The organism is Mycobacterium sp. SMC-19, from assembly GCF_045310815.1.
GTDB lineage: Bacteria > Actinomycetota > Actinomycetes > Mycobacteriales > Mycobacteriaceae > Mycobacterium.
The window spans coordinates 680,514-693,173 of sequence record NZ_JBJIAM010000001.1; the positions used below are offsets into that span (position 1 = coordinate 680,514).

The 12,660-nt window shown below is 69.6% G+C and carries 12 protein-coding genes; 4 read left to right on the forward strand and 8 right to left on the reverse strand.

Annotation, left to right across the window (positions count from 1 at the left end; genetic code table 11):
- Positions 1-31: 31 nt before the first annotated feature.
- From ccsB to hemL, 6 genes are read right to left on the reverse strand one after another with little or no spacing between them, the layout of a single operon-like run.
- Positions 32-1,009 carry a c-type cytochrome biogenesis protein CcsB gene (gene ccsB, locus ACJH5R_RS03325; RefSeq protein ID WP_406756403.1) on the reverse strand — a complete coding sequence of 326 codons (978 nt, stop codon included), beginning with the start codon at positions 1,007-1,009 and terminating at the stop codon, positions 32-34.
- Positions 1,010-2,584, reverse strand: a complete 1,575-nt coding sequence (locus ACJH5R_RS03330; protein WP_406781304.1) for a cytochrome c biogenesis protein ResB — start codon at positions 2,582-2,584, stop codon at positions 1,010-1,012.
- Positions 2,584-3,363 (reverse strand): cytochrome c biogenesis CcdA family protein, encoded by a 780-nt coding sequence (locus ACJH5R_RS03335; RefSeq protein WP_406781305.1) that lies wholly within the window; start codon positions 3,361-3,363, stop codon positions 2,584-2,586. The genes ACJH5R_RS03330 and ACJH5R_RS03335 overlap by 1 nt, the downstream gene beginning before the upstream one ends.
- Positions 3,360-3,950, reverse strand: coding sequence for a TlpA disulfide reductase family protein (locus ACJH5R_RS03340; RefSeq protein WP_308485521.1), 591 nt, complete (start codon positions 3,948-3,950; stop codon positions 3,360-3,362). The genes ACJH5R_RS03335 and ACJH5R_RS03340 overlap by 4 nt, the downstream gene beginning before the upstream one ends.
- A 2-nt stretch (positions 3,951-3,952) precedes the next feature.
- A complete protein-coding gene (locus tag ACJH5R_RS03345) occupies positions 3,953-4,561 on the reverse strand; it encodes a histidine phosphatase family protein (protein ID WP_406781306.1) in 609 nt (202 codons plus the stop codon).
- Positions 4,561-5,889: a glutamate-1-semialdehyde 2,1-aminomutase gene (gene hemL, locus ACJH5R_RS03350; protein ID WP_406781307.1), complete on the reverse strand. Its 1,329-nt coding sequence runs from the start codon at positions 5,887-5,889 to the stop codon at positions 4,561-4,563. Before hemL ends, ACJH5R_RS03345 begins: the two co-directional genes overlap by 1 nt.
- Before the next feature lie 94 nt (positions 5,890-5,983).
- Here hemL and ACJH5R_RS03355 point away from each other — a divergent pair, with 94 nt between their 5' ends.
- From ACJH5R_RS03355 to ACJH5R_RS03370, 4 genes are all read left to right on the forward strand, one after another.
- Complete coding sequence (locus ACJH5R_RS03355; protein ID WP_308486911.1) at positions 5,984-6,367, forward strand: nitroreductase family deazaflavin-dependent oxidoreductase; 384 nt, start codon at positions 5,984-5,986, stop codon at positions 6,365-6,367.
- Between the two features lie 3 nt (positions 6,368-6,370).
- Positions 6,371-6,751, forward strand: coding sequence for a nitroreductase family deazaflavin-dependent oxidoreductase (locus ACJH5R_RS03360; protein ID WP_406781308.1), 381 nt, complete (start codon positions 6,371-6,373; stop codon positions 6,749-6,751).
- Between the two features lie 5 nt (positions 6,752-6,756).
- Positions 6,757-7,959 (forward strand): JmjC domain-containing protein, encoded by a 1,203-nt coding sequence (locus tag ACJH5R_RS03365; protein WP_406781309.1) that lies wholly within the window; start codon positions 6,757-6,759, stop codon positions 7,957-7,959.
- A 132-nt stretch (positions 7,960-8,091) separates the two neighbouring features.
- On the forward strand, positions 8,092-9,543 hold the full coding sequence (locus tag ACJH5R_RS03370; RefSeq protein ID WP_406781310.1) for a PPE domain-containing protein: 1,452 nt from the start codon (positions 8,092-8,094) through the stop codon (positions 9,541-9,543).
- Between the two features lie 29 nt (positions 9,544-9,572).
- Here ACJH5R_RS03370 and ACJH5R_RS03375 read toward each other — a convergent pair whose 3' ends face one another.
- Together ACJH5R_RS03375 and ACJH5R_RS03380 are read right to left on the reverse strand one after the other, a co-directional pair.
- Positions 9,573-11,141: a PGRS repeat-containing protein gene (locus ACJH5R_RS03375; protein ID WP_406781311.1), complete on the reverse strand. Its 1,569-nt coding sequence runs from the start codon at positions 11,139-11,141 to the stop codon at positions 9,573-9,575.
- Between the two features lie 119 nt (positions 11,142-11,260).
- The gene (locus tag ACJH5R_RS03380) at positions 11,261-12,634 is read right to left on the reverse strand and encodes a PPE family protein, SVP subgroup (protein ID WP_406781312.1); all 1,374 of its coding nucleotides are present in this window, start codon (positions 12,632-12,634) and stop codon (positions 11,261-11,263) included.
- Positions 12,635-12,660: the final 26 nt, after the last annotated feature.

A 12,660-nucleotide genomic window follows, 5' to 3' on the forward strand; every position in this document is an offset into this window, starting at 1 on the left:
GCAGCTGTCATAAAGGAAACTGTCAGCTGGATTAGCCGACTCCGGCATACGAGTGCAGGCCCACGGTCACCAGATTGACGAAAAACAGGTTGAAGATCATCGCCGCGAAGCCCACCACGTTGATCCACGCTGCCTTGTAATCGCGCCACCCCGCCGTCGACCTGGCATGGAGATAGGCGGCGTAGACGACCCAGGCGATGAACGAAACCGTCTCCTTGGGGTCCCAGCCCCAGTAGCGGCCCCAGGCCCCCTCGGCCCAGATCGCGCCGAAGATCACACCGAAGCCGAACACCGGGAAGGCGAAGATGGTGGTCCGGTAGGCGATGCGGTCGAGGGTCTGCGCATCGGGCAGCCGGCGCACCATCCGAGCCAGGGCTCCCGGGGTGTCGGGGTCACTGAGACGCGTCGAGCGGATCAGAAACAGGATGCTGGCCACCCCGGCCACCAGGAACACCCCGGAGCCGATGCTGACCACCGACACGTGGATCGGCAGCCAGTAGGACTGCAGCGCCGGCATGACCGGGGCGGCGGTGGCGTAGAGCCAGCGGCCGGAGACCGTCAGCAGGATCAGCACCGGTAGCAGCACGAACACCCACAGGCTGCGGTGTTGCGGCCGGCGCAGGGCGACGGCGGACGCCACCAGCCCGGAAAAGCAGGTCAGGTTGATGAACTCGTACATGTTGCCCCACGGCGGGCGCAGCGTGGCGGCGCCGCGGAACACGATGCAGGCCAGCAGCAGGGCGATGCCCAGGTAGACCAGGGCCAGTCCGGCGCGGCCCACCCGCTCGCCCAGGGGCCGGCGCCGTGCGGGGAGCACCACGCCCGGGGTGGCACTGTCGGGGCGCACACCACCGGCGGAAACCAGCTCGGCCTCGGCGGGTGTGCGGGCACGGCTGTAGGCCAGTTCGACGGCCAGCAACAGCAGCGCAATGACCAGCACGATCATCGCCGAGGTGAACGCCCAGTCGGAGTAGCGCGCCAGCCCGATGTCGATATGACTCGTATTCACCTATGTCTCCTTGCCGAAGAGCTTCGTGCTCAAGCGCTCGAACTCGTCACCCCAGCCGGAATTGTCGGTGCGAGCCAGCCCGCCCAGCTCGACGTTCACCGTACCGGCCTGCCCCACGGGCGCCGTTGGCGTGATCCGGATCCAGATCCGGCGGCGGCGCACCACCAGCGACACAACCAACCCCGCCATCATCGTCATCGCGAACACCAGCACCCAGATCTCGGCCGGATCGTGCGACACCTGGATGTTGACGAACGGCACCGCGCCGTCGAAGCGCACCTTCGTGCCGTCATCGAGGCTGATCTGTTCGCCGGCCTTCAGGTTGGACCGGGCCACCTTGGTCAGCCGGCCCTGGTCGATCAACCGGGAATCCAGCGTGAACAGGCTCTGCGGCCGGCCGGTGTCGAGCCCGGTGTCGCCGCGGTAGACGTCTATCGCGACCGCGGGATCGTTCATGGCGGGGAACGCCGACGACAGCAGCCGGTTGTCGAGTTGTTCGGTCGGAGCGAACAGGCCCTGGATGCCGATCTGGTGCTTGCGGCGCTCGCTGGCGTCGGGGTAGACCCCGGCCGGGGGGTCGATGCGGATCGCGCCCGACGACAACAGGGTCAGCGGGTTGTCCGGGCGGAACTGCACCGTCTGGGTGCGGGTCTGTCCGTCCGGGAAGGTCACGGTGAAGGTGGGCGCGTAGCCGTGCCCTTGTAGGTACGCCCGCACGCCGCCGACCCGCAGTGGATGGTTGACCTCCAGCAGGTAGGGCCGCCACTCATTGGTGCGCAGGTCCTCCCCGGCCTGGTAGTCGATATGCGCGGTGAAGGAGGTCGCCAGCCCGGAGGCCAGGTAGTCGGCGGTGAAGTCGTTGACCCGCACGCACAGCGGGTGCAGCTTGGTCCCGTCGACGGTGGCGCCGGCCCGGAACGAGTCGAACGCGGCCGGCGACGCCGAGCAGAATCCCGGTCCGCCGTCGGCGATGACCATCACGTTGCCCTCGTAGCCGAACATCCGGCCGAGGGCGACGGCGGCCAGTAGCCCCAGCAGCGCGAAATGGAAGATCAGATTGCCGAATTCGCGCAGATAGCCCTTCTCCGCCGAAATCTCAATGCCACCGGGGGCGCTGTCCGACGAGCGGGTGGTCCGACGCCAGCCGCGCAACTCTGCGGCCATCTGGGCGCCGAGCTCGGCGGCGTCACCGACCAGCTGCGCCGTGGCGTGTTTGGGCAGCCGTGACAGGTTGCGTGGTGCATTCACCGGGGTGGCGCGCAGGTTGCGCAGATGTTCGAGGGTCCGCGGGGTCAGGCAGCCGATCAGTGACACGCACAGCAGCACGTAAATGGCGGTGAACCAGAAGCTGGAGAAGACGTCGAATGCCTCCAGCCGGTTCAGCCAGGGGCCCAGCACCGGGTGCAGCGCCAGGTACTCGTCGACCTTGGCGGCGTTCAGGCTGCGTTGCGGCAGCAGTGCTCCCGGGATGGCGGCCAGTGCGAGCAGCACCAGCAGCACCAGCGCGGTGCCCATCGAGGTCAGTGCTCGCCAGGTGTTGCGGATCCACGCGAGCAGCGAAGTGGTGGCGGTCATCAGATCGGCAGCCTGACGTCGGAGACCAGGCCATCTCGGACCACGGCCACGAAGTGGTCCCACACCCCGGTGACCAGGGCGAGCCCGACCGCAATCAGCAACACCCCGCCAACGACCTGGATCGCCCGGGTGTGCCGACGTAGCCAACTCAGCCCGGCCACCGCGCTGGCCGACCCGAAGGCCAGCACCACGAACGGGATGCCCAAGCCCAGGCAGTAGGCGATCACCAGCACCACGCCGCGCGCCACCCCGGCGCCGTCGGTGGTCGAGGCGACCGCGATCACCCCGGTCAGCGTCGGACCCAGGCACGGCGTCCAGCCGAGTGCGAAGACCGCGCCCAGCAGCGGCGCCCCGAACACGGTGGACAGCTGCTGGGGCGTGAAGCGGAGTTGGCGCTGCAGCGCGGGAACGAAGCCGATGAACACCAGGCCCATCAGAATCGTCACCGCGCCGCCGACCCGTTGCAGCAGCACCTGGTTGGTGATCAACGTGGTGGTCATGCCCAGCACGGCCACCGAGCCCAGCAGGAACACCGCGGTGAACCCGGCGACGAACAGTGCTGCCGACCCGGCGACGCGCCATCTCGCGCCGGGCGGGGGCTCAAGCGCACCGGCCCGTGGAGTCTCGTCGACGCCCACCACGGCCGCCAGGTAGGACAGATAGCCCGGTACCAACGGCACTACGCACGGCGAAGCGAACGACACCAGTCCGGCCAGGGCCGACACGGCGACGGCCAACAGCAGCGGGCCGGTGGTGGCGGTGGCGGTGAAGCTGCTCACGACGCCGCCTCGGCAGCCAGCCGCTGCACGACGGGTTGCAGGTCCTCGGCGAGCACTTCACGCAGGAACACCGCCGCGACCCGGTGCTGGCGGTCGAGCACCATGGTCGCCGGGATCACCGACGAGGGATAGCGACCGCCGAACGCGATCATGGTGCGCATCGCCGGGTCGTAGATCGAGGGATAGGTGATGCGACGGTCGGAGATGAAGTCGCGGGAAGCCTGCGGCTCGGGGTCGCGGACGTCGATGCCCAGGAATGCCACACCCTGGGCGCGGGTGTCGTCGTAAACCTTTTGCAGTTGGCTGATTTCGGTACGGCAGGGTCCGCACCACTGCCCCCACACGTTGACGACGACGACCTTGCCGGCGAAGTCGTCGACGCTGATGGTGCGCGACGGGTCCATCAGGTCGGGCCCGGAGATCGGGCCGGGCCGGCCGCGGTCCTGCGGGGGGTCGTAGAAGATGTCGGTCTTGCCGCCGGGCGAGACGAACTCGAAGGTGCCGCCGTGGGTGACGGCGTCGTCGCCGACCGCGCAGCCCGAGATCAGCGCGGCCAGCACTGCCCCGACGATCAGCACTGCCCGCATCGTCAGCCGCCGGCCGGAACCTGGTAATCGACGTCGGCGAGACGATCTCCGTCATAGATCAACGTGGTCACCGAACCCACGCCGCATTCGCGCCGGCGCGGGTCGTGCCAGAGTCGATTGCCGGTGAGATGCTGGCGCGCAGTCCAGACCGGCAGCTGGTGGCTGACGCACACCACCTCGTGGCCGGCGGCGCGAGCACGGGCCTTGCTCACCGCGGTGGCCATCCGAGCCGCGATCTGGTCGTAGGGCTCGCCCCACGACGGGGTGAAGGGGTTGCGCAGGTGCCACCAGAACCGCGGGTTGCGCCAGGCGCCGTCGCCCGGTGAAACACGCTTGCCCTCAAAGAAGTTGGCCGACTCGATCAGGTCATCGTCGGTGTCGATGGCCAGGTTGTGCCGGGCGGCGATCGGGGCGGCGGTCTCCTGGGCGCGCTGCAGCGGCGAGGCGATCACCGCGACGATGTCGCGGCCGGCCAGTAGATCGGCGGCGGCGACCGCCTGGGCGCGGCCGGTGTCCGAGAGCCGGAAACCGGGCAGCCGGCCATACAGAATGCCGTCGGGATTGTGGACCTCGCCGTGGCGGATCAGGTGGACGCGGGTTTCTTCTGCCATCAGGGTTTCGGCTCTCCGGTGGTGGCGGCGGCACGTGCCGCGGCAGGTAGCGCAGCGGCGATCCGGTCGAATGCTTCGTCGGTCAGGGCGGCCGAGACGAACCAGGCTTCGAACGCACTGCAGGGCAGGTAGACGCCCGCTTCCAGCAGGGCGTGGAAGAACGCCGGGAAGCGCCAGGTCTCGCTGGCGCGAGCGGCAGCGAAGTCGGTGATGGGCTGCTCGCCGAAAAACACGCTGAACATGTTTCCGGCGCGCGGAATCTGGTGCGGCACACCCGCGTCCGTCAGAGCTTCGGCCAACATCGCGGTCAGCCGGTCGGCATTCTTGTCCAGCGCGGCATAGACACCATCGTCAGCGGCGCGCAGCGTTGCCAGCCCGGCGGCGGTGGCCACCGGGTTCCCCGACAACGTGCCGGCCTGGTAGACCGGCCCCAGCGGGGCCAGTCGATCCATCACCTCGGCCCGGCCGCCGAACGCCGCGGCCGGCAGCCCGCCGCTGATCACCTTGCCGAAGGTGAACAGGTCGGCAGAGATGGGATCGATACCACCTTCTCCACACCAACCACTTCTGCTCACCCGGAAGCCGGTCATCACCTCGTCGATGATCAGCAGCGCCCCGTGCTCGCTGGTGATCGTCCGCAGTTCGGCGTTGAAGCCGGGCGCCGGCGGCACCACGCCCATGTTGCCGGGGCTGGCCTCGGTGATGACCGCGGCGATCTCGGTGCCGAATTCGGCGAAAGCCTCACGGACGGCGTCGATGTCGTTGTAGGGCAACACGATCGTGTCGGCGGCGGTGGCGCCGGTGACCCCGGGCGAGGACGGCAGCGCCAGAGTGGCGACCCCGGAGCCGGCGTCGGCGAGCAGGGCGTCGACGTGGCCGTGGTAGCAGCCGGAAAACTTGATGACCTTGGCCCGGCCGGTGAAGCCGCGGGCCAGCCGCAACGCGCTCATGGTGGCTTCGGTGCCGGAGTTGACCAGCCGGAGCTTGTCCACCGCGGGCACCCGGGCGATGATCTCGGTCACCAGATCGGTCTCGCTGCGGGTCGGCGCCCCAAAGGACAGGCCAGTCCCGACGGCGCCGCGGACCGCTTCGACCACCGCGGGGTGAGCGTGGCCCAGGATCATCGGCCCCCAGGAACAGACCAGGTCCACATAACGGTTGCCGTCGACGTCGGTCAGCCAGCAGCCTTGCGCCTCGGCGATGAAGCGGGGCGTGCCCCCCACCGCCGCGAAAGCCCGGACCGGCGAGTTGACCCCGCCGGGGATCACCGCGCAGGCCTCGGAGAACAACCGCTCCGATACCGCCGTGGCTCGATCCGCATTACCCACGACGACCAGTGTCCCAGCTCGCGCGGCGTCACCGACTACAGGGTGTAGTTGTTGGGGGTTGAGGTGACCCAGGTCTCGGAGTTGGATGGCAGTCATGCAACTACCGCAGCGGCTGGCCCGGTTCAACCGGCATGTCACCAATCCGATCCAGAGAATGTGGGCAGGCTGGGCGCCGACATTCGGAATCCTCGAGCATGTCGGGCGGCGCTCCGGCAAGCCCTTCCGCACTCCCCTGACCGTCTTCAGCACCGATAGCGGGGTGGCCATCCTGCTCACCTATGGCCCGGACCGCGACTGGCTGAAGAACATCACGGCCGCCGGCGGGGGCACCATGCGTCGGCACGGCAAGACCTTCGGCGTCACCGAACCGCGGGTGGTCAGCAAGGCAGAAGCGGCCGAACACGTGAGTCCGCGAGCGCGGCGGGTCTTCGCCCGGCTGCCGTTCGAGCAGGCGGTGCTGCTCACCCGGCAGGGCTGAGCGGTGCAGTTCTCGGACCGGCGCGCCCGGTTCAACCGCGTTGTGACGAATCCGCTGTTCCGCCCGATCTGTGGCTGGGTGCCGATGTGGTCGATCGTCGAGCACACCGGCCGGCGCTCCGGCGCCACCTACCGCACCCCGGTCTCTATGTTCCACACCGCAGACGGCGTCGCGGTGCTGCTTCCGTACGGAACCGGCCGCGACTGGGTGAAGAATCTGCAGGCCGCCGATGGGGGGCGGGTCAAGGTTGGCGGGAAGACGTTCGCCGTCAAGAACCCGCACGTGGTGCCCACCGAGGAGGCAATCGAGCTGCTGAAAGCGCCGTGGCGCCAGCTGCTCGGACGCGCCGGGGTGTCGCACACCTTGTTGCTGACCCGCGCTTGAGGCCGGTGTCGGGCTTCGACGGTTTGGAGCTCCCGGAAGCCCCGCTCGCCTGGCTGCTGGCGCCGGTGACGGTACAGACCTTCCTTGACGAGCTGTGGGGCGCCGCCCCGCACCACATCGCCCGGGGCCGCACCGACTACTTCGACCGCCTGCTGGGCGGCCCGTCGGCGCTCGATCAGCTGCTGGCGGCGCTGGTCGCCGAGCCGGCCGGGGTACGCCTGGTGCGCGGCGCCGATCACCTGGAGCCCGCGCAGTACACGCTGCCCGACGGCACTCTCAATGTGGAGCGGGTGCGCGCCGCGGCCGACAGCGGCTACACGATCATCTGCAACAACATCGAGAAGTACCTGCGCGCCATGTCGACGTTGACCCATGGGGTCGAGGTCGAGCTGAACTTTCCGACTCACGTCAACGCGTACGTCACCCCGCCGGCCGCCAGCGGCTTCCTGCCGCACTACGACCACCACGACGTGCTGGTGCTGCAGATCCAGGGCAGCAAGACCTGGTATTTCTACGGCGACGATCCGGTGCCGCCACACCTGATGCAGCAGATGTACGAGGTCGACCCGGCTGGTCTTCCCGAGCCGACGAGTCTGCGGCTGGAAGCTGGGGACACCCTCTACCTGCCGCGAGGCCGAGTGCACTCCGCCGAGACGGGCGGCGAGCCGTCGGTGCACCTGACCGTCGGCGTCCACGTCCCGACGGTGCTTACGCTGCTGACCCACGCCCTGCACCTGTTGAGTCTGCGCGACGACGTCGTGCACACCCGGTTGCCCGCGAGGCACCTGGATGATGCGCAGGTGCGGGCAAGCCTGGACCCACTGATCCATGCGGGCCTGGCCGCGGTCGAGTCCCCCGACTCGCTCGCGGAAGGCCTTGGCGCCATGCAGGATTTCCTGGTGCGGCGTGCACGCTGTCCGATCGTCGGGCAGGTCAGCGACACCGTCGGGCTCGACGTCGACACCTGGGTGCGCAAGCAACAGCCGCTGTACTCGCGAGTGACCACGACGGCCGACGGGGTCGGCCTGCAGTTCGCCCAGCTGATCGTCACCGCCCGCCCGGATCACGAGGCCGCGATGCGATTTGTCTCGGAGCGCACCGAGGCGTTCCGGGTCGGCGAGCTTCCCGGACTGGCCGCGACGCAACAGATTGAGCTGGCCCGCAGTCTGATCATGAGCGGCTTTCTGGTGCGTCCACCCGCCCGATAAACCGCCCGAGGTACATGGCCTTCCATAAATGCGGACGATTCCGCATTTGATTCCCGCATTCCGAGGAAACTTCCAGGAAATAGCCAAGATTTGAGGTTTAAGCTTCGGTTATTCCCCGTGCGAGAGGCGGCAATGACGGAGCCGATCTGGATGGCGTCACCACCGGAGGTGTACTCAGCCCTGCTGAGTAGCGGTCCGGGCGCGGGACCATTGCTGGCGGCCGCCGCGATGTGGGATGCGTTGAGCACCGAATACACCGACGTGGCACAGGAACTTTCCACCATGCTCTCGGCGGTACAGGCGGGATCATGGCAGGGCCCCAGCGCGGAATCCTATGTGGCGGCAAACGTTCCGTATCTGACCTGGCTGACGAAGGCCGGCGCGGACAGCATGACGCTGGCCGCTCAGCACCAGACCGCCGCCACCGCCTACACCTCCGCGCTGGCCGCCATGCCGACACTGGCCGAGCTGGCGGCAAACCACACCATTCACGCCGTGCTGGTAGCGACGAACTTCTTTGGGGTCAACGCGATTCCGATCGCTCTCAATGAGGCCGACTACACCCGGATGTGGGTCCAGGCGGCCACCACCATGTCGACGTATCAGGAGGTGGCCGGAGCCGCGGTGGCGTCGTCCCCGGCGGCGTCGACCGCGCCGACGGTGCTCAATCCCAACACCCCAACACATCGCGACCACCACCACCGGACCGGCCAAGCGCCCACCCAGGACTTCGGCAACATCTACCAGGAGAGCTGGTGGACCACTCGGATCGCCGAGATCAACGAGGCCATCCAAGCCGACCTGTCCAGCAACAACCCGCTCACCAGCCTGATCAGCGATCCCGTGCTGATGACGATCGCTCCGCACTACGCGGGCGAAATCGTGCTCGGGATGGCACCGGCCGTCACGGCGCTGACCGAGACCATGCTCGGCTTGGTGGCACCCATGTCACCGCTGAGCGCATTCGCCGGCATCACCGGGTTGGCCGGCTTGGCGGGCATCACCGCGCCCGCCGCACCGGCGCTGCCCGCCCTGAATCCACCACAGCCCGTGCCCGCTGCCGCTGCACTACCGGCCTTGTCGGCTCCGCCGGCGCCGGCTGCGGCGGCTCCGCCCGCCATGGCCCCGCCGACGCTGGCCCCGGCCGCCACCGTCGCCGGTGCCCCGCCTCTTCCGCCGCCGTTCACCGGCACCGAGGCAGCGTTCGTCCCGTATCTGGTGGGCGGCGGCCCGGCCAGCGGGGCGCGAATGAAAGTTCGTTCCGGCACTCCTGCACAGGATCAGCACCGCGATGCGGCCGAGGCGGTGGCGGCCGGCGCCGCTCCCGCCAAGCAGGCGCGTCGACGTCGCCAGCGCACGGCCTTGACGGATCCCGGCAATCGCTACGAGTACCTCGACCCGGCCGACACCATCGCAGCGTCGGCGAGCAGCGCGGGACAGATGGGTTTCCCGGGCACCGTTCGCCATGAAAAGGGCTCTGCAGTAGGCGGATTGACCACCCTGCCCGAGAGCGCCGCGGGCCCGACCGTACCGATGCTGCCGCACACCTGGGAGACTCCCGAAGACCCGGATCAGCTCACCTGAGTTCGGCTGCGCGCCAAGCGGCCAATCGGCTAGCCGTAGGACTCGCCGGGACTGCCCGGCTGGCCGGCAGCACCGTTCGGATCACCGGCGCCACCGCTGCCAGCCTTGCCGGCCGCTCCACCCGGGACCCCCTGCCCGCCGTCACCACCGTTGCCTCCCGGGCCGCCGGGCCCGACCGATCCGCTCCCGGCCTTCGCACCACCGGCGCCTCCGGTACCCCCGGCCCCACCGGCCGCCGCGGCGTTACCGTCTCCGGCATTGCCCCCGTTTCCGCCCTTCCCGCCGGCTCCGCCGTCGGGGTGAGCGGCCGTTCCCGCGCCACCGGCACCACCGGTTCCGCCCGCGCCGCCTCCGCCGGCTTCACCTCCGTTGGGATGGCCGAGCATGCCGTCGCCGCCATTGCCGCCGTCACCGCCATCGCCCGCGGTGGCAGTGGGCGATCCCGCTGCCCCGCCGTTGCCGCCGGCACCGCCGGCGCGAGCGTGGCTCGGGTTGCCGCCGTAGCCGCCGGAGCCACTGTCGCCGCCGCGGCCGCCGTTGCCGCCGTTGCCCTGGGCTGACCCGGCCAGGCCGTCGCCGCCGTTGCCGCCGGGAGCGCTGAAGCCGCCGGGTCCGGCATTGCCCATGATCATCAGGTTGCCGGCGTTTCCGGAGGCGCCGCCGTCGCCGCCGTTACCGCCGCTCGGGTGCTCGGCGGTGCCCGCGCCGCCGTTTCCGCCGTAGCCTCCGGAGCCGCCCGGGCCGCCGAAGCCGGCCACCGCATTGCCGCCGTCGCCGGCGGCGCCCCCGTTGCCGCCGTCACCGCCTGCGTTGCCCCAGCCGCCGTCCCCGCCGTCACCGCCACGTCCACCCGCCCCGAACAGCGAGATGGCGTCGCCACCGAGCCCGCCGGCACCGCCGTTGCCGGCGGTGCCGGAGATGCTGTCCAGCCCGTCACCACCCCAGCCGCCGTCACCGCCGTTGCCCATCAGCCAGCCGCCGACACCGCCGACGCCGCCGTCGGCACTGGCCCCGCCATCGCCGCCCCAGCCGCCGTTGCCGATCATCTTGGCGTCGCCACCGTCCCCCCCGTTGACACCGAGCTCGGTGTCTTCGGAGGCGCCCGGGTTGTAGCCGCTGCCCCCGTCACCGAACAGCCAGCCGCCGTCGCCACCATCGGGGTGATCCACCGTGCCGTTCACGCCGTTGCAGATCAGGCCGCAGGCACCGTCGACGGCGAACAGCGGGTTGATGATCGGATCCAGCAGCGCCCCCGGGCCCTGGATCCACATCTCACCGAGGTCGTGAACGGTCGCGTAAAGCTGGTTCTGGAACAGACCGGCGAACACGACCTCGACCACCGATGCCCAGGTGTAGATGTCGTTGCCCACCACCTGGGAAAGATCCAGCGCATCGGTGGCATCGACCGGCTCGGGCAACCCCGAGGCTCCCAGGCTCGCGGGGTCGAAAAGCTGATCGAACCCGAACAGGTCGTCGAAGTCGGCGCTCGCCGGTGCCGCGGGCACCACCCCCAACGCCAAGCACGCCCCCACCGTGGTCGCCGAGGCGACGGCGTGACGGTTCCTGCTGAGACGCCCCTTACGACCGCCAATGAACATTCCCCGCCCCTTCGCCTGACCCCCGGACAACAACTGAGTGAGCGGGAGCTTAACCATCGAGGCTTGGAGCCACAAGGGCGGAACTTAGCCGGAAATATCACCGCAAACGCGGAATATGCTTAACGCCCCAACAGGCGCATCTTCTGTTCGTTGTACTCGTCGTTGGTGATCAAGCCACGGTCGCGTAGCTCGGCGAATTCGCGGATCTCCGCGGCGATACCCATCATCGACGGGCCGGGGCCGCCCTCGGTGTCACCGGTCGGCGTATCTGCCGCCGATTCGCCCGCCGCGCGTTGCGGCGTCGCAACCCTGGCCGACGATTCCGCATCGGCACCCCCACGGCCGCGGCTGACCGAGCCCGCCAGGGCGCTGCCCCCCATGCCCGCCAGCGCCATCTGGCTGAACGCGGTGCCGGCGGCGCCCAGCGATGCCGGCGGCGCACCGCCGAAGCCCGGTCCGGCCAGCGGTTTGGTGTAGGACAGGGTCCGGATCTCCGGGGCGTTGGCGGCCCAGTTGATCGGCACCGACAGGTTCCCGGCGGTGATCGCCTCGCCCATCGCCGCCGACATCGACATTGCCCCGGGCACCATCGGCCGCGACGGGGTCAACGGGGAGAACAGATCGATGTTGCGCAGGATCTCGTACTCCACCATCCGCAACTGGTCCTGTTCGGACAAGATCTCCCGGGTGCTGGCATCCCCCGCCGCCCAGGCGCCGGCAGACATCACCACCGAGAGCATCGACACCGCGCTGACGCCCAACAGATCGGACAGGCTCGGCCACACGAGCAGGTCCTCGGGGCCCTGCGCGATCCCGGGCAGCGTGGCCGCCGCTGTCTGGAGCAGAGCGTTGTTCGGTGAGCCGAAGATCCCCGAGGCCAGCTGGCTGAGCAGGGACTGGACATCGGACGACGACGAGGTGGCCTCGGCGGCCCCGACCGAGGCAGCCTGGCTGGCCGGTCCGGCGGGATTGCTGGTCTGCGGTGGCTTCTGGAACGGCGTGAGCCCGGTGGCAGCGGCCGACGCCGCGGCGTAGGCGTACATCGCGGCAGCATCCTGGGCCCACATCTCGCCGTATTCGGCCTCGTTGGCGGCGATCGCGGCGGTGTTGGTGCCCAAGACATTAGTGGCGATCAGCAGCAGCAATCGGGCTCGGTTGGCCGCCACCACCGAGGGCGGCACCGTCGCGCTGTGCGCCGCCTCATAGGCTGCGGCCGCCGCGTTCGCCTGCGCCGTCGTCTGGTCGATCTGTGCCGCGGTGGCGGTCATCCAGGCCGCATACAGCGCCGCGGCCCGAGTCAGCGCCTCCGAGGCCGGCCCCAGCCAGGCCTGGGCCGTCAGCTCAGCCGTCACCGACTCGTACGATGCGACCGCCGAGTGCAGTTCGGCGGAGAGTCCGCCCCAGGCAGCGGCGGCGGCGCGCATCGGGGCGGAGCCCGGTCCGGTGTAGAGGCGCAACGAGTTGATCTCCGGTGGCAGGGCAGCGTAATTCATCACCGACCCCCTCCCTGGGGCGTACA

Bases quoted from the DNA above. Each gene is read 5' to 3' on its own strand.
- ACJH5R_RS03330 (WP_406781304.1), bottom strand. From the start codon at position 2,584: ATGACCGCCACCACTTCGCTGCTCGCGTGGATCCGCAACACCTGGCGA.
- ACJH5R_RS03340 (WP_308485521.1), bottom strand. From the start codon at position 3,950: ATGCGGGCAGTGCTGATCGTCGGGGCAGTGCTGGCCGCGCTGATCTCG.
- ACJH5R_RS03345 (WP_406781306.1), bottom strand. From the start codon at position 4,561: ATGGCAGAAGAAACCCGCGTCCACCTGATCCGCCACGGCGAGGTCCAC.
- ACJH5R_RS03355 (WP_308486911.1), top strand. From the start codon at position 5,984: ATGCAACTACCGCAGCGGCTGGCCCGGTTCAACCGGCATGTCACCAAT.
- ACJH5R_RS03370 (WP_406781310.1), top strand. From the start codon at position 8,092: ATGACGGAGCCGATCTGGATGGCGTCACCACCGGAGGTGTACTCAGCC.
- ACJH5R_RS03375 (WP_406781311.1), bottom strand. From the start codon at position 11,141: ATGTTCATTGGCGGTCGTAAGGGGCGTCTCAGCAGGAACCGTCACGCC.
- ACJH5R_RS03380 (WP_406781312.1), bottom strand. From the start codon at position 12,634: ATGAATTACGCTGCCCTGCCACCGGAGATCAACTCGTTGCGCCTCTAC.